Source organism: Citrobacter werkmanii (genome assembly GCF_008693645.1).
GTDB lineage: Bacteria > Pseudomonadota > Gammaproteobacteria > Enterobacterales > Enterobacteriaceae > Citrobacter > Citrobacter werkmanii.
This window is the reverse complement of record NZ_CP044101.1, coordinates 2,549,918-2,567,835: the sequence shown is the minus strand read 5'-3', so window position 1 is coordinate 2,567,835 and position 17,918 is coordinate 2,549,918. Positions and strand designations below refer to the sequence as shown.

The 17,918-nt window shown below is 51.9% G+C and carries 19 protein-coding genes; 9 read left to right on the top strand and 10 right to left on the bottom strand.

The window, feature by feature from the left end; translation table 11 throughout:
- The first annotated feature begins 20 nt into the window (after positions 1-20).
- Positions 21-635, top strand: a complete 615-nt coding sequence (gene dmsD / locus FOB24_RS12995; RefSeq protein WP_085049335.1) for a Tat proofreading chaperone DmsD — start codon at positions 21-23, stop codon at positions 633-635.
- 117 nt (positions 636-752) lie between these two features.
- Positions 753-2,042, top strand: coding sequence for a voltage-gated ClC-type chloride channel ClcB (clcB, locus tag FOB24_RS12990; protein ID WP_150345010.1), 1,290 nt, complete (start codon positions 753-755; stop codon positions 2,040-2,042).
- Here clcB and bioD read toward each other — a convergent pair.
- From bioD to FOB24_RS12975, 3 genes are all read right to left on the bottom strand, one after another.
- Entirely contained in the window at positions 1,998-2,693 is a 696-nt protein-coding gene (gene bioD / locus FOB24_RS12985; RefSeq protein WP_121529033.1) for a dethiobiotin synthase, read from the bottom strand. The two genes, clcB and bioD, sit on opposite strands and share 45 nt — an antisense overlap.
- A 125-nt stretch (positions 2,694-2,818) precedes the next feature.
- Complete coding sequence (gene mlc, locus FOB24_RS12980; RefSeq protein ID WP_085049336.1) at positions 2,819-4,039, bottom strand: sugar metabolism global transcriptional regulator Mlc; 1,221 nt, start codon at positions 4,037-4,039, stop codon at positions 2,819-2,821.
- Between the two features lie 118 nt (positions 4,040-4,157).
- On the bottom strand, positions 4,158-5,066 hold the full coding sequence (locus FOB24_RS12975; RefSeq protein WP_038640495.1) for a LysR family transcriptional regulator: 909 nt from the start codon (positions 5,064-5,066) through the stop codon (positions 4,158-4,160).
- 107 nt (positions 5,067-5,173) lie between these two features.
- On the opposite strand from FOB24_RS12975, the gene FOB24_RS12970 reads away from it, so the two are divergent.
- A complete protein-coding gene (locus FOB24_RS12970; RefSeq protein WP_038640493.1) occupies positions 5,174-6,424 on the top strand; it encodes an MFS transporter in 1,251 nt (416 codons plus the stop codon).
- 30 nt (positions 6,425-6,454) lie between these two features.
- Here the strand turns inward: FOB24_RS12970 and FOB24_RS12965 are convergent, their stop codons facing one another.
- The 3 genes from FOB24_RS12965 to FOB24_RS12955 all read right to left on the bottom strand — a co-directional run bounded on the left by FOB24_RS12965 (position 6,455) and on the right by FOB24_RS12955 (position 9,417).
- Positions 6,455-7,129: a CPBP family intramembrane glutamic endopeptidase gene (locus FOB24_RS12965; RefSeq protein ID WP_150345009.1), complete on the bottom strand. Its 675-nt coding sequence runs from the start codon at positions 7,127-7,129 to the stop codon at positions 6,455-6,457.
- Positions 7,130-7,216: 87 nt separating this feature from the next.
- The gene (locus FOB24_RS12960) at positions 7,217-8,698 is read right to left on the bottom strand and encodes a sensor histidine kinase (protein ID WP_150345008.1); all 1,482 of its coding nucleotides are present in this window, start codon (positions 8,696-8,698) and stop codon (positions 7,217-7,219) included.
- Entirely contained in the window at positions 8,695-9,417 is a 723-nt protein-coding gene (locus FOB24_RS12955) for a response regulator transcription factor (protein ID WP_069324171.1), read from the bottom strand. The genes FOB24_RS12960 and FOB24_RS12955 overlap by 4 nt, the downstream gene beginning before the upstream one ends.
- A 187-nt stretch (positions 9,418-9,604) precedes the next feature.
- Here FOB24_RS12955 and msrP point away from each other — a divergent pair, with 187 nt between their 5' ends.
- From msrP to FOB24_RS12930, 5 genes are all read left to right on the top strand, one after another.
- The gene (gene msrP / locus FOB24_RS12950; protein WP_150345007.1) at positions 9,605-10,609 is read left to right on the top strand and encodes a protein-methionine-sulfoxide reductase catalytic subunit MsrP; all 1,005 of its coding nucleotides are present in this window, start codon (positions 9,605-9,607) and stop codon (positions 10,607-10,609) included.
- Positions 10,610-11,236, top strand: a complete 627-nt coding sequence (gene msrQ / locus FOB24_RS12945; RefSeq protein WP_150345006.1) for a protein-methionine-sulfoxide reductase heme-binding subunit MsrQ — start codon at positions 10,610-10,612, stop codon at positions 11,234-11,236.
- Positions 11,237-11,283: 47 nt separating this feature from the next.
- Positions 11,284-12,771 (top strand): carboxypeptidase M32, encoded by a 1,488-nt coding sequence (locus FOB24_RS12940; protein ID WP_150345005.1) that lies wholly within the window; start codon positions 11,284-11,286, stop codon positions 12,769-12,771.
- 137 nt (positions 12,772-12,908) lie between these two features.
- Positions 12,909-13,301, top strand: coding sequence for an acid resistance repetitive basic protein Asr (gene asr / locus FOB24_RS12935; protein WP_085049341.1), 393 nt, complete (start codon positions 12,909-12,911; stop codon positions 13,299-13,301).
- 270 nt (positions 13,302-13,571) lie between these two features.
- A complete protein-coding gene (locus FOB24_RS12930; protein WP_038640479.1) occupies positions 13,572-14,393 on the top strand; it encodes a trypsin-like serine peptidase in 822 nt (273 codons plus the stop codon).
- 34 nt (positions 14,394-14,427) lie between these two features.
- Here the strand turns inward: FOB24_RS12930 and mdtI are convergent, their stop codons facing one another.
- The 3 genes from mdtI to FOB24_RS24705 all read right to left on the bottom strand — a co-directional run bounded on the left by mdtI (position 14,428) and on the right by FOB24_RS24705 (position 15,387).
- On the bottom strand, positions 14,428-14,757 hold the full coding sequence (gene mdtI, locus FOB24_RS12925; RefSeq protein WP_038640477.1) for a multidrug/spermidine efflux SMR transporter subunit MdtI: 330 nt from the start codon (positions 14,755-14,757) through the stop codon (positions 14,428-14,430).
- Positions 14,744-15,109 carry a multidrug/spermidine efflux SMR transporter subunit MdtJ gene (mdtJ, locus tag FOB24_RS12920; protein ID WP_160956389.1) on the bottom strand — a complete coding sequence of 122 codons (366 nt, stop codon included), beginning with the start codon at positions 15,107-15,109 and terminating at the stop codon, positions 14,744-14,746. The genes mdtI and mdtJ overlap by 14 nt, the downstream gene beginning before the upstream one ends.
- 107 nt (positions 15,110-15,216) lie before the next feature.
- Complete coding sequence (locus FOB24_RS24705; protein ID WP_006684635.1) at positions 15,217-15,387, bottom strand: protein YdgV; 171 nt, start codon at positions 15,385-15,387, stop codon at positions 15,217-15,219.
- A 138-nt stretch (positions 15,388-15,525) separates the two neighbouring features.
- On the opposite strand from FOB24_RS24705, the gene FOB24_RS12910 reads away from it, so the two are divergent.
- A complete protein-coding gene (locus FOB24_RS12910) occupies positions 15,526-16,560 on the top strand; it encodes an AI-2E family transporter (RefSeq protein ID WP_087856372.1) in 1,035 nt (344 codons plus the stop codon).
- A 31-nt stretch (positions 16,561-16,591) separates the two neighbouring features.
- On the opposite strand, the gene FOB24_RS12905 is transcribed toward FOB24_RS12910, so the two are convergent.
- A complete protein-coding gene (locus tag FOB24_RS12905; RefSeq protein WP_150345004.1) occupies positions 16,592-17,788 on the bottom strand; it encodes a multidrug effflux MFS transporter in 1,197 nt (398 codons plus the stop codon).
- Between the last annotated feature and the right edge of the window lie 130 nt (positions 17,789-17,918).

The window sequence follows — 17,918 nt, the reverse complement described above, 5'->3', positions numbered from 1 at the left end:
CACTTTTCAGGATTGTTTGCATGACCCATTTTTCACAACGTGACAACTTCTCTACCGCGGCGCGCGTATTGGGTGCGCTGTTCTACTATGCGCCAGACAGTACAGAAGCTTCTGCGCTGGTCAGTGCGCTAAAAACCGATGGCTGGCAGGCGCAGTGGCCGCTTGAACCCACGGCCCTTTCTGCGCTGGCTGAACTACTGCAGACCGAGGCCGATGAGCCGCTCCCGCAAGCCTGGCAGCGACTGTTTGTCGGCCCTTACGCGCTACCTTCTCCGCCCTGGGGTTCCGTCTGGCTGGATCGTGAAAATGTCTTGTTTGGCGATTCCACGCTGGCATTACGTCAGTGGATGCGGGACAACGGGATCCAGTTTGCCGTGCAGCAAAATGAACCGGAAGATCACTTTGGCGCGCTGCTGTTACTGACGGCCTGGCTTGCTGAAAACGGACGCCACACCGAGTGCGAACAGTTGTTAGCCTGGCATCTGCTACCGTGGTCAACGCGTTTCCTTGACGTGTTTATCGAACATGCGAACCACCCGTTCTACCAGGCTCTGGCTGAACTGGCGCGCCTGACACTGGCAAAGTGGCGATCGCAATTATTAATTCCAGTAGCCGATAAGCCGTTGTTTCGTTAATGTCGCCACAGGCAGGAAGTATCCTGCCTGCATAATACCGTTGCGCACGCTGAGCTTTTGCTTCTGTTGCCAAATAGCCGCAAAATAAAGCCTCTGAATTTCCCTGTCTGGCCACTCATGCACCATTTACATGCTTATCCTGACCTGCGCGCTATGTTTCGCCGCCTGCTGATCGCCGCGCTGATTGGTATCCTTGCCGCGTTGGCCGTCGCAGGCTTTCGCCATGCCATGTTCCTTCTTGAATGGTTGTTCCTGAGTAACGACACGGGCAGTCTGGTCAATGCGGCGACAAATCTTTCTCCGTTAAGACGCATGCTGACGCCCGCGCTGGGCGGCCTGGCAGCAGGCTTACTGCTCTGGGGTTGGCAAAAATTCAACCGTTTACGACCACAGGCTCCCACAGATTACATGGAAGCCCTGCAAACGGACGGTCAATTCGACGTCAGCGCCAGCCTGGTAAAGTCAGTGGCATCGTTACTGGTTGTCGCCAGCGGCAGTGCTATCGGGCGTGAAGGTGCCATGATTTTGCTGGCGGCGCTGGCCGCGTCCAGCTTTGCTCAACGTTTCACACCGCGCGCCGAATGGAAATTATGGATCGCCTGTGGAGCGGCAGCAGGTATGGCCGGCGCGTATCATGCCCCGCTGGCGGGCAGTTTATTTATTGCTGAAGTCCTGTTTGGCACGATGATCCTCGCCTCGCTGGGACCGGTGGTGGTATCCGCCGTCGTCGCCTTGCTGACCACCAATGTACTGAGCGACAGCAATGCGTTGCTCTATGCCGTGCACTTCACACGGGAACTGCATGTGCTGGAATACGCCATGATAGTCAGCACAGGTCTGGTTGCCGGCGTCTGCGGTCCGTTGTTTATGTGGTTGATGACCGCCAGCCATAACGGTTTTTTGCGCTTAAAACTCTCGCCACCGTGGCAACTGGCGCTTGGCGGGTTGATCGTTGGCCTGTTGTCGCTGCTCACTCCTGCCGTTTGGGGAAATGGCTACAGCGTGGTGCAGTCATATCTGCTCTCGCCACCGCTATTGACCGTGGTTAGCGGGATCTTTATCTGCAAATTACTGGCGGTGCTTGCCAGCAGTGGCTCCGGTGCGCCGGGCGGGGTGTTTACGCCAACGCTGTTTGTCGGTCTGTCTGTCGGCATGCTGCTGGGACGGACGTGGGGATTATGGCTTCCGGGTCCGGATGAAATTGCCATTCTGCTGGGATTAACGGGGATGGCCACGCTACTGGCAGCAACCACGCATGCGCCAATTATGTCTACATTGATGGTTTGTGAAATGACCGGGGAGTATCGCTTGCTCCCCGGATTACTGATCGCTTGCGTGGTGGCGTCAGTGCTGTCGAGAACGTTACGCCAGGACTCTATCTACCGACAGCACGCTGCCAAGCATTGACAGACGGATATACTGTGACAGCTCTCGCTGCTCTGCGCGAGGCAGATACGGCAGTTCGCCGATTAGCGGCGCAGGTAATTTTTTGCTCAGCACGTCAATGATTTCCGCATAATGCGCCAGCCCTGGGTTGATTCGGTTTGCGACCCAGCCAAGCAGCGGCAATCCGTCGCTGGCGATCGCCTGTGCGGTAAGAATGGCATGATTAATACAACCTTCCTGGATACCCACCACCATCAGCACCGGCATTTGTTCCTGTACCACCCATTCAGATAGCGGACGCAGATCGTTCATCAGACTCCGCCAGCCGCCGGTACCTTCCACGACAACGTGATCGACTTTTTCGCTCAGGCTTGCGAGACCGTTGGATAGCAAGGTGTAATTGACCGGACCACTATGCGCTACGCTGCTTTCGTCCTCGCTCAGCGCAATCGGGTTGACCGCCTCATACGGCAGTTCGATAGATGAAACACTTTGCAGCACCAGCGCATCTTTGTTGCGCAAACCTTCAGGTGTCTCCTTACTTCCTTTGGCTACCGGTTTGTAGCCCGCGACACTTTTACCCCCTGACGCCAACGCTTGTAGTAATGCGCGGGAAACCACGGTCTTCCCAACAGAAGTGTCTGTACCTGTAATAAAGAAACGCTTCAGCATCACTAACTCCACCGTTATGCTTTGAAAATATAAGTCAGGAAAATAAAACAGTGGAGAAAGTCTAAGGTATGACGACCGGAATCAGCTTGAGATAGCGCAATTTTTCGTACAACAGTTAAAAAATGTTAACCCTGTAATAGACGTATCAACAAAGAACCGTTATACATCGCGTCCTTAACGAGCGCAGCCCCCGCCATGGTTCCCTGGTTGGTAAACTGCGTACTTTCGACCACAATATGCTGACTATACGCCGGGAGCGCCTGCTGACGAATGCTGTCAGCAATGGTGGGAAACAGTATATCCGCCGCTTTGCTGAGCGGAGAACCAATCAATATCTTTTGCGGGTTGAACAAATTCACCATGATGGCAAGGATGCGTCCGACGTGGGTCCCGACGCCGCTAATGATATCTTTTGCCAATAAATCACCCTGCATCGCCGCCAGGCACAGTGCGTCTACCGTTAACGGTTGTCCATGCAGTGAAGAGCTCATTGACTGCTTCAGCCGCACCTGCGCCAGTTCCAGCACGCTGTCGACGCTGGCGATGGTTTCCAGACAGCCATGATTACCGCAATAGCAGCGTTTACCGTAAGGATCCACCTGCGTATGACCAATTTCCACCAGGCTACTGCTCCCGGCATGCAGTAAATGACCGTCGGTTATCACCCCTGCGCCGACGTTATGGTCAATAACGACCTGGATGACATCGCGTGCGCCACGTGATGCGCCAAAAAGCGCCTCCGCCATGGTCCAGGCGCTGATATCATGCTGAATATAGACCGGCACGCCGGTATGGTTTTCGAGCGCTTCGCCCAACGGCATCTCTTTGACATCATCGTAAAACGGCATGCGATGTACGATGCCGTTTTCGGTATCGATTATGCCAGGTAGCGTGATGGCGATGGAGGTCAAGCGTTCCAGCTTTTGCTGGTGGCGGATGAAAAACTGATCGACCTGGGTAATGATACGCGCCAGCAGAGGTGTTTCACTGACCAGCGCCATTTCCAGGCAATCCTCAACCACCAGCTTGCTGCTTAGATCGCGCAGCGCCAGAAAAATCTCGCCGCGACTGATGCGAATGGATAGATAATGCCAGGCTTCGGTTTCGACAACCAGCCCCACGGCCGGACGCCCACGACTCCCTGCTTCCTTGATTTCCAGCTCTTGTACCAGGTGGGCTTCAAGCATTTCGCGGACAATTTTGGTAATACTGGCAGGCGCCAATTGTGCCAGGCGAGAGAGATCAATACGCGATACCGGTCCCAGCTGATCAATCAGGCGATAGACCGCGCCCGCATTGGTCTGCTTAATTTGATCGATATGCCCAGGCTGACTATCAGCAACCACCACTTACTCCCTTTATTTTCGCGCTCCGAAATAATCTGCGGGCTATGGTGAAGCACTTCAATGGCTTCCGTCAACTTTTTACTTAGCCTTGTGATTTACTGCACATTTTCACCCATATTTAAACTAAATTAATCGCCTGGACCGCCGCCAGCAGTTGTTCACGAAAACGTTGCGCGGCATGACTTTGCTCATGATGCTTAGGCCAGACTAACCACATTTCAGAGACGGCATCTTCCTCTGCTATCGGGATCCAGCACATTTCATACAGTTGCACCCGTTTAAAGGAAGCGGGCAGGATCGAAACGCCCAACCCCGCGGCCACTAACCCAATGATGGTCATCGCCTCGCCTACCTCCTGAGTAATCGTCGGTTTGAGGTCATAGCGACGCATCAGGCCCAAAATGTCGTCATACAACCCCGTTCCCACATGCGGGTCAAAAAAGACAAATGGCTCATTAGCCAGCTCAGTCAGCGTCACTACGGGCTTTTGCGCCAACGGATGCGCTCGTGGGATCATCGCCATCAGCGGTTCATGCAGAATAACCTCTCGCGCCAGCGTTTCCGGGAGTTGCGTGTTGCGCATAAGCCCCAGATCCAGAGTGCCTTCGTTAAGTGGGGCAATTTGCTCGCGCGTATTCATTTCGCGGGTTTGCATATGCACCACAGGATAGCGCTGGCGAAACAGGGAGAGCGTATCTGACACCGCTTTGATAAACGGCGCTGATGACGTAAAGCCGATACGCAATTCCCCTGCTTCTCCGAGATGCAAACGCTCTGCCCGGGCGGCGGCTTCATTAACCAGGCTAAGGATCTGTCGGCTGTCCGCCAGAAACTGTTTTCCGGCGGCAGTGAGGGCCACGCTACGGTTAGTTCGCGCCAATAACCGGGCGCCAATCTGTTGTTCCAGGATTTGGATCTGCTGGCTTAACGGTGGTTGCGAAATATTCAGCCGCGCTGCCGCCCGACCAAAATGCAACTCTTCCGCAACCGCCACGAAGTAGCGTAAATGACGAAGTTCGATATTCATATTTTTAAAATATTATTTGAGATTATTAATATATTAGACAGAATATTGGGATTTTCATACTCTTAAGGCTGGTCCTGTAGTAGCAAAATATTAAGCAAGGATTCCAAGTGAGTCGTACAACAACGGTCGATACCGCGCCGGCAAGCGATATTGACGAGAGCGTTACCCTGCCGGATGGTTTTATCAAACGCGGTACATCCCCTTTTATGCGCGTTACGCTGGCGCTGTTTTCTGCCGGGCTGGCGACATTTGCCCTGCTCTATTGCGTGCAGCCCATACTGCCGGTGCTCTCGCACGAGTTTGGGGTTTCCCCTGCCAGCAGCAGTATTTCGCTTTCCATCTCTACGGCAATGCTGGCCATCGGTTTACTGTTTACTGGCCCACTTTCCGATGCGATAGGTCGTAAGCCGGTAATGGTTACGGCACTGCTACTCGCCTCCTGCTGTACGCTGCTTTCAACAATGATGACCAGCTGGCACGGGATTTTAATCATGCGCGCGCTGATCGGTCTGTCGCTGAGCGGCGTGGCGGCGGTGGGGATGACCTATCTGAGTGAGGAAATTCATCCCAGCTTCGTGGCTTTCTCAATGGGTTTGTATATCAGTGGCAACTCAATTGGCGGTATGAGTGGTCGCTTGATCAGCGGCGTATTCACCGACTTTTTCAACTGGCGTATCGCGCTGGCGGCGATCGGCTGTTTTGCCCTCGCCTCCGCGCTGATGTTCTGGAAAATTTTGCCAGAGTCCCGTCATTTCAGGCCCACGTCGCTACGACCTAAATCATTGTTCATCAATTTCCGTTTGCACTGGCGCGACAGAGGGTTACCGCTACTGTTTGCGGAAGGTTTTTTGCTGATGGGGTCGTTTGTCACACTGTTTAATTACATCGGCTATCGCCTGATGCTCTCTCCGTGGGAACTCAGTCAGGCTGTTGTCGGCCTGTTATCCGTGGCATATCTGACCGGGACCTGGAGTTCACCGAAAGCAGGCTCCATGACCACCCGCTATGGCCGCGGCCCGGTGATGATCGTTTCAACCGGCGTGATGCTTTTTGGGCTATTGATGACCCTGTTTACCTCACTATGGCTGATCTTCGCCGGTATGCTGCTCTTTTCTGCCGGGTTCTTTGCCGCGCACTCCGTGGCAAGCAGTTGGATTGGGCCACGGGCGAAACGCGCTAAAGGCCAGGCCTCTTCCCTGTATCTGTTCAGCTATTACCTGGGCTCCAGTATTGCCGGTACGCTGGGCGGTGTGTTCTGGCATAGCTACGGCTGGAACGGCGTGGGCGGATTTATCGCCCTGATGCTGGTGCTGGCGTTGCTGGTCGGTGCGCGTTTGCACCATCGTCTGCACGTTTAATCAAGGATGCCCGGCTTCGGGCATCATCACTTATGAAGACACTGCCATTTGCAGGACAATAACCGTCCCGTTCATCACGATATGCAGCGTCATCGGCATCAGCAGTCCGTTGCTTTTCAATCTGGCAAGGATTAAAACCTGCGACACAAGAAACAGCATCAGCAGCGTGCGCAGATCCACATACTGGGTATGCATCACGGCAAAAATGATCGATACCACGACTGACGACAGCCAGGTTTTATTATTGAACCAATACTGGAATGCGTTGAATAAACAGCCCCTGAAAACAATTTCTTCATAAACTGGCGCAAAAAATATCAGGGTCAGAGTGGATAACCACAGCGCGTAGTTGTTTAAGGATATCTGGCTGGTTACCCACGCTTCAGTTTGTCTGAGACCTATCAACCACGGCAAGATAAGCTGAATAAAAAGCAGGGCCGCAAATAAAATGCCAAACCACCGGGCATTGAAGATCCCTTTGCCCAGCCCTTCTCTTTTCCTGAAGAAGAAATAATACAGCGGAACCAATACGATAAATTCCAGCATAAACAACAGCGGGAAGAGTAATCCTTTGGCGAGCAGCTCCTGGCTTGCGGGATAAAACAACGGGGTAAACGTGAGACCAAACATCAGCAAAAACATAGAAAAACAGCCAGCAACGGCTTTGGTCCGGGCGATATACTGGTTGTCGACATCCTGTGACATACAATCTCCTTGCACTTGTCGAGTATAAGATGATGAATTATCGATATATGATAAAAATTCTCATTATCACTGACAACCTACCAACATTTACCCTATGTATGGAGAATCCGTCAGCGGCAACCAAAAGCGGAAGCACGCGCCTGCCGTTGAATTAACCAGATTGATATCGCCGCCATGCAGTTCAAGCATTCTTCGCACAATCAGCAATCCCAGACCGCCGCGCTGCTCACGGGGAGTTAACGCGGTTGGGCGCTGAAATAACACTTCGCGTACCCCCATTTCCACGCCTGGGCCGCTGTCCTGCACCTCTGCGACCAGTCGGTCTTCATCACGCCAGATTTTTAGCCATACATCCCCCCCGTCAGGCGTATGGCGGATAGCATTATCCAGCAAATTCGTCACCACCCTTTCCATCATCGATAAATCGGCATTTACCAGCGGTAACGGCCCCATCATATCAAGGTGTAACTGCAAATGGCGTGTGGCAACAGGGAGATCAAACTTCTGCGCCACATCCTGGATCAACTCGCCAAAAGCAAAACGTTCGCGCTGAGGTTTTATGCCGCCGTGCTCCAGCCTCGCCAGCTCAAACAGTTGTTGTGACAGATGGCGAACCTTATGCCCCTGGCGCAACGCGATACTAAGATAATGCCTGTTTTCCTCTGGCGTTATCGTGTCGGCTTTCAGCGACAACATTTCCAGATAGCCCAGCAGCGAGGTGAGCGGCGTGCGTAAATCATGAGATATATTGGCAACAAACTCTCTGCGCTGGCGATCGCTGTCAGCTAACAAATCCCACTGCTGCGCAATTTGCTGTGCCAGCTCTATAAACGCATTGTTCAACAACGCAATTTCATTCCCCGGTGACGGATCGGGCTTTTTCTGCGCCAACTGCTTAATGACGCTAATACTGTCCTGCTCCATTTTGACCACCTGCGCGGTCAACCTTTTTACCGGATGCGTCACCCATCGCCACACCAGTAAGCCCGCAATTCCGCCGGCTAATAAAACCAGAATTAACGTTCCTGCCACCGTGTTCCAGAGCGTTTTCTGCCAGGCAGTATTTGCCAGCATATGCAGATTTTCGCCCTGGAGAATAATGTACAGATAACCATGCAGTTGGCCGTTAAGCATCACTGGCGCCGCACTAAAGACCTTCTGCTGATTGCTGCGCGGATCATCGCCATACACTGGCAAAGCATCCGAATTTAGAAAATCCTGAATCGGCTGCACGGTAATTTTCTGGCGCTGAATATGCCCGGGCGGTGCGGCATCGGCGAGTATGTCACCTGCTGGTGAAACCAGATACAGTTCGACGCTTGGATTGAGCGTCATCAGGTGATTAAACAGTCCTTTTAACGTCTGTCGATTGATCTGCCCGCGGGTATCAATCAGTGACTCACTTTTGACAATCTTGCTCGCCAGTTCCAGCGACAGCCTTTGCACCATGGCGTCGCCATATTTTTGACTATTACGTAGCTGGACAACGCTGACGGCTACCGCGCAAATCAACATAATCGCGGTAAATACCAGGGTCAGCCGCTGGCTTAAAGACAGTCGATAAATCATGACTGATGCTCCGCGTTATTCGCCGCAAGCTTATAACCTCGTCCCCAAACGGTGAGAATAATTTCCGGCTCAGCAGCATCTTTTTCAATCTTGGTCCGCAGACGATTAATATGACTGTTCACCGTATGCTCATACCCTTCGTGCTGGTAGCCCCACACATGATCTAACAGCGCCTGACGCGAAAAAACCTCGCCGGGATGACGAGCGAAAAAATAGAGCAGATCGAACTCACGGGGCGTCAAATCGATTGATTTGCCATGCTGGCGGACTTCTCGGGCTAAGGGATCAATCTCCACGCCATGGACGCTAATGATCCCCGCTTCCAAACGTAGATTCTGACTCATCGCCTCCTGACGGCGAAACAGCGCCTTCACGCGGGCCATCAGTTCCAGTACGGAGAAAGGTTTGGCTAAATAATCATCGGCTCCCATCTCCAGCCCCAGAACGCGGTGAGTTTCACTGGTGCGGGCGCTAATAATGATAACGGGTAAATAGAAACTCATTTGACGAATGCGACGACATATTTCCAGACCATCGACACCCGGCAGCATTAAATCGAGGATAACCGCATCCCAGACATGTTTTTCCAGTTGTTCAAGCGCGCGCGTTCCATCCGCCTCATGGATAATTTCATATCCCTCATCCTTCAGGCTAAGCTGCAAAAGTGAGGCAATATCGCTGTCATCTTCCACCAAAAATATCTTTTTTGCGCCGGCCATCAGTGTCATCCCCTCTCGTTGTACTGAAAGCTTACCTCAGGCAAGGGGCGGAAGTTATCACAAAATTTTTAACTTTTCGTGAGGATCCTGGGATACGCCTGGATCCAGGATGTCGTTACAGAAAGTCACGCATCAACAGGGAAACGTCGCTTTGTTTTCCTTAACATGAAAATAAAAAGGAACAGTTATGCAGAAAAAACGTCCACTTCGGGAAGCTGATGTTACCGCCGAATCAGTTTTTTTTATGCAAAGACGACAGGTCCTCAAAGCGCTTGGAATAGGCGCTGCAGCCGCTTCTCTCGCCTCCCCGACGCAGGCGAATCTACTGAATTGGTTTAAGGGTAACGATCGAGCGCCTGCACCGGCGGGGAAACCGCTCGAGTTCATAAAACCGGATGCCTGGCAAAGCACACTACCCCTGACGCCGGAAGACAAGGTAACGGGCTATAACAATTTCTATGAATTTGGTCTGGATAAGGCCGATCCTGCCGCCAATGCCGGTAGCCTGAAAACCGATCCCTGGACATTAACCATCAGCGGTGAGGTGAACAAACCCTTAACGTTGGATCATGATGCGCTGACCACACGTTTTTCGTTAGAAGAACGTATTTACCGGATGCGTTGCGTTGAAGCGTGGTCGATGGTTGTGCCGTGGATTGGCTTTCCCTTACATAAATTATTAGCGCAGGTTGAACCCACCAGCGACGCCAAATACGTTGCCTTTGAAACACGCTACGCCCCCGATGAAATGCCCGGTCAGAAAGATCGCTTCATTGGTGGTGGGTTGAAATACCCCTATGTTGAAGGTTTGCGTTTGGATGAGGCCATGCACCCTCTTACCCTTCTGACCGTGGGCGTGTATGGCAAAGCATTGCCGCCGCAAAACGGGGCGCCGATACGCCTGACAGTCCCCTGGAAATATGGCTTCAAGGGTATTAAATCGATCGTCAGTATCAAGCTGACACGTGAGCGCCCGCCGACGACCTGGAATATGTCAGCGCCGAACGAATACGGTTTTTACGCCAATGTTAATCCGCAAGTCGATCATCCCCGGTGGTCTCAGGCGACGGAACGTTTTATCGGTTCCGGCGGGATTCTCGATGTACAACGCCAGCCGACGTTGCTTTTTAACGGTTACGCCAATGAGGTGGCTTCTTTATATCGGGGTATGGATCTACGGGAGAACTTTTAAGTGAGATTAACGGCAAAGCAGATAACCGGCCTGAAAGTGCTACTGCATCTCGCCGGTTTTTTACCCCTGCTATGGCTCTTCTGGGCAGTGCAACAGGGTGCGCTGGGCGCCGATCCCGGGAAAGACATTCAGCATTTTACCGGCATTACTGCGCTAAAATTCTTGCTTGCTACCCTGCTGGTATCACCGCTCGCACGCTATGCAAAGCAGCCTTTGCTGTTTCGTACCCGACGCTTGTTAGGATTATGGTGTTTTGCCTGGACCACACTGCATCTGACCAGCTATGCGCTATTAGAGCTGGGTATACAAAATTTGGGATTGTTGGGGCGAGAGCTGGTTTCACGGCCATGGCTCACGCTGGGCATGACGGGTTGGGTTATCTTACTCCTGCTGACGCTGACCTCCACGCAGGCTGCACAGCGTAAAATGGGCAAACGCTGGCAAACGTTGCACAACTACGTCTACCTGACTGCCATTTTACTCCCGGTTCATTACCTATGGTCGGTCAAAGTGTTGTCACCGTCCCCTATTATCTACGCCTCCTGTTTTATTGTGCTGCTGGTATTTCGCTATAAAAAGTGGTTACGCAAAAGCGGATACAAAGGTGTGTTTATGAAAAGTGAATGATTCACGGTAAACTTCTTAACCACACCTAAACAGAACGAGAACAAAAAATGAGTAACAATGATAATTACCATCAACTCACCCGCACGTTCCAGCGGCTCTCTCGGTTCTCTCACCTCTCGGCCATCGCCAGTTGGGACATGTTTACCATGATGCCGCCGGGCGGCAGCAAAGCCCGCGGCGAAGCGTTGGCAGAACTGAGCGTACTTGAGCATCAGTTGTTAACCGACGCTAAGGTGGCCATGTGGATCGCCGCAGCAAAACAGGAAGATCTTAACGATGTTGAGCAAGCGAATTTGCGCGAAATGTCGCGACTGCATCACCAGGCATCTCTGCTGCCTGAATCACTGGTAGAAGCAAAGTCGCTGGCAGGCAGCCGCTGTGAGCATGCCTGGCGCAGCCAGCGACCCGCGAATGACTGGGAGGGTTTTTCCGAGAACCTGAAAGAGGTCGTGAAATACAGCCGCGAAGAAGCCCGACTGCGCGCAGACGCTAAAGGTTGCTCACCTTATGATGCGCTACTGGATATCTTTGAACCAGAGATGACCAGCGCCCAACTGGATGTCCTGTTTGCAGATGTGAAAAGCTGGCTGCCCGATCTCCTTAGCAAGGCGGTGGCAAAACAGTCTCAACAAACGCTTATCGCCCCAATTGGCCCCTTCCCGACAGCTGTACAGCGAGAGCTGGGTCTGGAAACGATGGCGCAGTTAGGATTCGACTTTACCGCTGGACGACTGGATATCAGCGCGCATCCCTTCTGTGGCGGCGTGCCGGAAGATGTTCGCATTACGACCCGCTATGACGAAAATGAACTCCTCAGCGCGCTGTTTGGCGTGATTCATGAAACGGGTCACGCCCGCTATGAGCAAAATCTGCCGCGTAACTGGTCAGGACAACCTATCGCTCTGGCACGCTCAACAGCCATTCATGAGTCGCAAAGTCTGTTCTTTGAGATGCAATTGGGACGCAGTAAAGCATTCCTGACGCGACTCATTCCGGCTGTGACGCGTCATTTTGGCAACCAGGCAGCGTTTGAAGAGAGCAATTTCATTGCCTGGAACCAGCAGGTAAAACCCGGTTTTATCCGCGTTGACGCCGACGAGGTGAGCTACCCTGCTCACGTGATCCTGCGTTATGAAATCGAGCGAGCGTTAATTAACGGTGACATTGAAGTGGATGACATTCCGGCCTTGTGGAATGAGAAGATGCAGGCCTGGCTTGGACTGTCAACGGTGGGGGATTATCGTAATGGCTGTATGCAGGATATTCACTGGACCGACGGCGGCTTTGGCTACTTCCCGTCTTACACTTTAGGCGCTATGTATGCGGCGCAATTGTTCAGCGCAGCTCACCGCGCATTGCCCGATCTGAACCAGTCCATTGCGCAGGGAGAGTTTAGCGCCCTCTTTGACTGGCTACGCCAAAATATCTGGCAGCATGGCAGTCGTTTTACCACTGAACAACTCATTACCCAGGCCACCGGAGAGCCGCTCAGCAGCCGCTATTTCCGCGCTCACCTGGAAGCCCGTTATTTGTAATCTCATGCCGTGAGTCATTGTACATATCGTTACACGCCGATACCAATGACTCACGGAAGCCCAGCGATTACAGCGATATAGTTATTTCAACGGCCCCGCAGTGGGGTTGAATGAAAAACCAAATCGAGGGTATGAGAATGAAAAAAGTATTAGCTCTGGTTGTTGCCGCTGCTATGGGTCTGTCTTCTGCTGCATTTGCTGCTGAAACAACTGCTACCACCGCGCCAACTGCTGCAACAACAAAAGCGGCCCCGGCGAAAACCACCCATCATAAAAAACAGCACAAAGCTGCACCGCAGAAAGCACAGGCTGCCAAAAAACACGCCAAAAAAACCACCACTAAACCGGCGGTAGAACAGAAAGCGCCAGAACAGAAAGCTCAGGCCGCTAAAAAACACACCAAAAAAGCAGCCACCAAGCCTGCCGCAGAACAGAAAGCACCAGAGCAAAAAGCTCAGGCCGCTAAAAAACACACCAAAAAACCTGTGAAACACGACTCCGCTAAACCAGCCGCTCAGCCAGCCGCATAACACACCTGTAGTTACTATGGCGTCCCCCACGCCGTAGCATACGGCGCTAAATCATTCAGATTTGGCGCCGCCTTTCGGAGGGTAAAATGGTGTCACATTACCGCTTTGAGTTCATTCTTACGGCTCTGATTATTTGTGCCCTCATCGCCATGCATTTTTATCTTTCCTGAGTGTAGTTATCTGATTTTACTCCCACTTTCCCGCCGTCCCGTCTATAGTATTAACTGAGGGTTTGCTGTTAAAAATCATAATTCCCCACCAGAGTGTGATATGCATAAAACCATTGCTGTGTTACTGGGTTCAATTTGTTTAACTCCTGTCGTTGCGCATGCGGAACAGCCAGCAACGTCCAGCGCTGAAGCAGAAAATATAAAAACGCTGTTTTTTGGACATGACGATCGCATTAAGGTGACTGACCCAACGCAATCACCATGGGACGCTATCGGACAACTGGAAACCGCCAGCGGTAACCTGTGTACCGCTACGCTCATTTCACCCCATCTGGCTCTGACTGCCGGACACTGCTTACTTACGCCGCCAAAAGGTAAACCTGATAAAGCCGTGGCGTTACGCTTCGTGTCGAAAAAGGGTATCTGGCGTTATGAGATCCACGGAATTGAAGGCCGGGTTGATCCTTCGCTCGGCAAACGTTTAAAAGCCGATGGTGATGGCTGGATTGTGCCCCCCTCCGCCGCCCCATGGGATTTTGGTTTGGTGGTGTTGCGTTATCCACCTTCCGGTATCACACCGCTGCCATTATTTGAAGGTGATAAAGCGGCATTAACCGCGGCGCTGAAAACCGCGGATCGTAAAGTCACGCAGTCGGGCTATCCGGAAGATCATCTTGACGATTTGTACACGCATCAGGATTGCGTGGTAACCGGCTGGGCGCAAAATACCGTTTTGTCACATCAGTGCGATACGCTCCCGGGCGACAGTGGGTCGCCATTGATGCTGAAGACGGATTCCGGCTGGCAATTGATTGGCGTACAAAGCTCCGCTCCGGCGGCGAAAGATCGCTGGCGGGCAGATAACCGCGCGATTTCCGTGACCGGGTTTCGCGACAAACTGGAAGCGCTGGCCAAGGGATAACGCATACTGCCCGTATTAACGGGCAGCACTTTTATCAGGCCAGTTTTATCATGATCATTCCGGCCAACAGCAATGCCACGCCGATCCAGCCTTTATTGTTCAGACGCTGACCAAACAGCACCCAGCCTGCGGCTAACGTCGCGGCAATCCCGAATCCGCCCCATAAGGCATAGGCGACGGAGAGATCGATGCCTTTTACCGCCTGCGACAGCGCACTAAAAGCCGCTAAAACTGCAGCCAGCGACAGCACGCCATAAGCCTTGCGGCGAAAACCATCAGAAAACTTCAAAAAGACGTTAGCCACGATTTCCAGAACGATAGCCATGCCAAGCCAGGCGCCATGAACCCATTCAAACTGCTGCATGGGTCACCTCTCTGCCCGCTTTGGCAGGCTTTCGTGTACCGGATTTAATCAGCACAATACCTACCACCAGCGAGACCAGACCAGCCACCTTCATCGTGGACAAGGTTTCGTCAAATAACAGCACGCTGAACAGCGTAATAAATAAAATACCGATACCTTCCCATAAGGCATAAGCTACGCCGAGGGCAATTTTTTTAACGGCAAAACTGAGAAAAATATACGATAAGGCGATCATTACCAGCATTAAAATAAAGCCTGAATTACCATGGCCCACGCTCGCCCATTTCATTGACAGCGTACCGGTAATTTCAGCCGCGATGGCCAGACCTAATAATATCCAGTAAAACATGATGCTTCTCCTGCTTGAGAATATAGTCCTTTGGGCCTACTGCATGCAGTAAACCAAAAAATAAAATCAGTTAGCTCAGCGCACAGCGCCAGCTCAGGCAGAAGAAGGGACTAAAGCGCGTTGCGCCAGTGTTGCTCACCCGCAAGCAGGAAAGTGGAAGAGGTACGAAGAAGTGTAGGTAAAAGCAAAAACATCCTGAACATATTGTCCATAATATTACAATTATCCGCAGTGTTGCTTCTCATCATCGCGGATGATAATTGTCCTCGGTAGTTAAACACAGATGATTTGTATCATAGGTTCATTACGAACTCAAAGCCTTTTCACTTCTTTACCAGCCCCGTTTGATTTTTGTTATAACGGCTCGACGCAAATCACATTATTATTCAGATTCAAAAAGTAAAAGCACAGGAATACACATGGCGAAACCGATCATTACGCTTAACGGTCTAAAAATAGTCATTATGCTGGGCATGCTGGTTATCATACTGAGCGGCATCCGCTTTGCCGCAGATATCATCGTGCCCTTTATTCTGGCATTATTTATTGCCGTTGTGCTGAACCCTGTGGTGCAACGCATGGTGAAACTTCGCATACCGCGCGTATTCGCAGTGTCATTGCTGATCGTAATTATTGTAATGCTAATGGTGCTGCTATTAGCCTACTTAGGTACATCCTTAAATGAGCTTGCGCGGACGCTACCGCAATACCGTTCTTCACTGGTTATCCCGCTGAAAAATCTCGAGCCTTGGCTACAGCGCGCAGGGATAGGCGTTTCGGTGGATGAGCTCGTCAAATACATCGATCCGAACGCGGCAATGACGCTGGTCACTAATTTGCTGGCGCAGCTGTCTAATGCCATGTCATCGATATTTTTACTGCTGCTGACGGTGGTTTTTATGCTGCTGGAAGTCCCGCAACTGCCCAACAAACTGAAACAAATGATGAGCCGGCCTATTGAGGGAATGGCAGCGATTCAACGCGCCATCGACAGCGTATCGCACTATCTGGTACTAAAAACGGCAATCAGCATTGTGACCGGACTGGTCGCCTGGGGCATGCTCGCCGCCCTCGACGTGCGCTTTGCCTTTGTCTGGGGATTGCTGGCCTTCGCCCTCAACTATATTCCTAATATCGGTTCCGTGCTGGCAGCCATCCCCCCTATTGCTCAGGTGCTGGCATTTAGCGGTCTTTACGACGCCCTGGTGGTGCTGGCGGGTTATCTGATCATTAACCTGGTGTTTGGGAATATCCTCGAACCGCGGATTATGGGACGTGGTCTTGGGCTGTCCACGCTGGTGGTGTTTCTGTCGTTGATCTTCTGGGGCTGGTTGCTGGGACCTGTGGGTATGCTGCTTTCTGTCCCGCTGACCATCATCGTCAAAATTGCGCTTGAGCAAACCAACGGCGGGCAAAGCATTGCCGTTCTGCTTAGCGATCTCAACAAAGCGTAAAATGTCGCCCCGCCTGCGCGGGGCATTTCGTTTATCGTTTAGCCCGTAGCGCCAGGGTGGCACTCAACAGCGTAAATAACGCAATTATCCACGCCATGGTCCATGGCGTGCCGTCACTGAAAGCGGCCAGCAGTAATGATGAGATAATCCCGCTACCGTACTGTAATGCGCCAATCAGCGCGGAGGCTGAACCAGCGATGTTCGGTACCGCATCCAGCGCTGCGGCCGTTGAGGTAGCCGCAATAATGCCGTTCATCGAGAACAACAGGAATATGGTAATGATAATGGCCACAATTCCCCCGGACTCCAGCTTAACCAACAGGGCAAGCGCAACCGCAGCCAGCGCCGCCAGCATCGTCGCATATTTCAGCAGTTGCTCCAGGGGATGCCGTTGCACCAGCCTACGGTTTACCACACTCATCGCCATGACGCCGACAATATTTAGCGCAAACAGCCAGCCATAATGCTGAGGATCAACATGGTAATAGCTAATATAAACAAATGGCGATCCGGTAATAAACGCATACGCGCCGACGTAATAAAACGTCAGGCTCAGGGTGTAGCGCATAAAACGCCCATTAGATAACAGGGAACGGTAATTACGAAATGCGCCCGTCAGAGAAGCTTTTACCCGTTTTGCTTCAGGCAGTGTTTCTGGTAGCCAACATAAAGAGACACACATTAGCGCGCCAATCAGCGCCAGCAGCCAAAAAACTGCGTGCCAGGTGCTCAGGCGAATAATTTGCCCGCCAATCAATGGCCCAGCTATCGGCGCAATCGCCATTATCAGCACCAGCGTCGAGAGCATTTGCGCCGCACGGGTACGCGCAAAGAGATCGCGGATCATTGCCCGGGCCAGCATAGGCCCAGTACAGGCGCCAAGGGCCTGAAATACCCGCCAGAAAACAATCTGCGTGATGCTTGTAGACATCGCACATCCTGCAGACCCGATGATAAAAAGCACCATGCCAATAAACAGCGGTTTACGCCTGCCCAGATGATCGCTAATCGGTCCCCAAATCAGCTGTGCGATAGTAAAACCTACCAAAAATCCGGTGATCGTAAGTTCTACATTGCCATGTAAATCCGTGGCCATTGTCGGCATTGCCGGAAGATAAATATCGGTAGAAAGTGAGGTAAAGGCCATCAGGCCACTGAGGATCAGAATAAAAGTAAGGCCGGTGTGGCTTGCTGTAGCCACCGGCGATGCCAGTTCATTTTTACGCATAGCGCTCTGTCATGTTGAAGAAACAGACCACAGTATATATGCGACGTATTGCGGTGATTAGAGGGCTAAAATGGCATAAGTTTATGAACCATAATCATGAATAATGGCAACGTTAGCGGCAGATACTGTG

Bases quoted from the DNA above. Each gene is read 5' to 3' on its own strand.
- dmsD (WP_085049335.1), top strand. From the start codon at position 21: ATGACCCATTTTTCACAACGTGACAACTTCTCTACCGCGGCGCGCGTA.
- clcB (WP_150345010.1), top strand. From the start codon at position 753: ATGCACCATTTACATGCTTATCCTGACCTGCGCGCTATGTTTCGCCGC.
- bioD (WP_121529033.1), bottom strand. From the start codon at position 2,693: ATGCTGAAGCGTTTCTTTATTACAGGTACAGACACTTCTGTTGGGAAG.
- FOB24_RS12975 (WP_038640495.1), bottom strand. From the start codon at position 5,066: ATGAATATCGAACTTCGTCATTTACGCTACTTCGTGGCGGTTGCGGAA.
- FOB24_RS12965 (WP_150345009.1), bottom strand. From the start codon at position 7,129: ATGTCACAGGATGTCGACAACCAGTATATCGCCCGGACCAAAGCCGTT.
- FOB24_RS12960 (WP_150345008.1), bottom strand. From the start codon at position 8,698: ATGATTTATCGACTGTCTTTAAGCCAGCGGCTGACCCTGGTATTTACC.
- FOB24_RS12955 (WP_069324171.1), bottom strand. From the start codon at position 9,417: ATGGCCGGCGCAAAAAAGATATTTTTGGTGGAAGATGACAGCGATATT.
- msrP (WP_150345007.1), top strand. From the start codon at position 9,605: ATGCAGAAAAAACGTCCACTTCGGGAAGCTGATGTTACCGCCGAATCA.
- FOB24_RS12940 (WP_150345005.1), top strand. From the start codon at position 11,284: ATGAGTAACAATGATAATTACCATCAACTCACCCGCACGTTCCAGCGG.
- asr (WP_085049341.1), top strand. From the start codon at position 12,909: ATGAAAAAAGTATTAGCTCTGGTTGTTGCCGCTGCTATGGGTCTGTCT.
- FOB24_RS12930 (WP_038640479.1), top strand. From the start codon at position 13,572: ATGCATAAAACCATTGCTGTGTTACTGGGTTCAATTTGTTTAACTCCT.
- mdtI (WP_038640477.1), bottom strand. From the start codon at position 14,757: ATGCAGCAGTTTGAATGGGTTCATGGCGCCTGGCTTGGCATGGCTATC.
- FOB24_RS12910 (WP_087856372.1), top strand. From the start codon at position 15,526: ATGGCGAAACCGATCATTACGCTTAACGGTCTAAAAATAGTCATTATG.
- FOB24_RS12905 (WP_150345004.1), bottom strand. From the start codon at position 17,788: ATGCGTAAAAATGAACTGGCATCGCCGGTGGCTACAGCAAGCCACACC.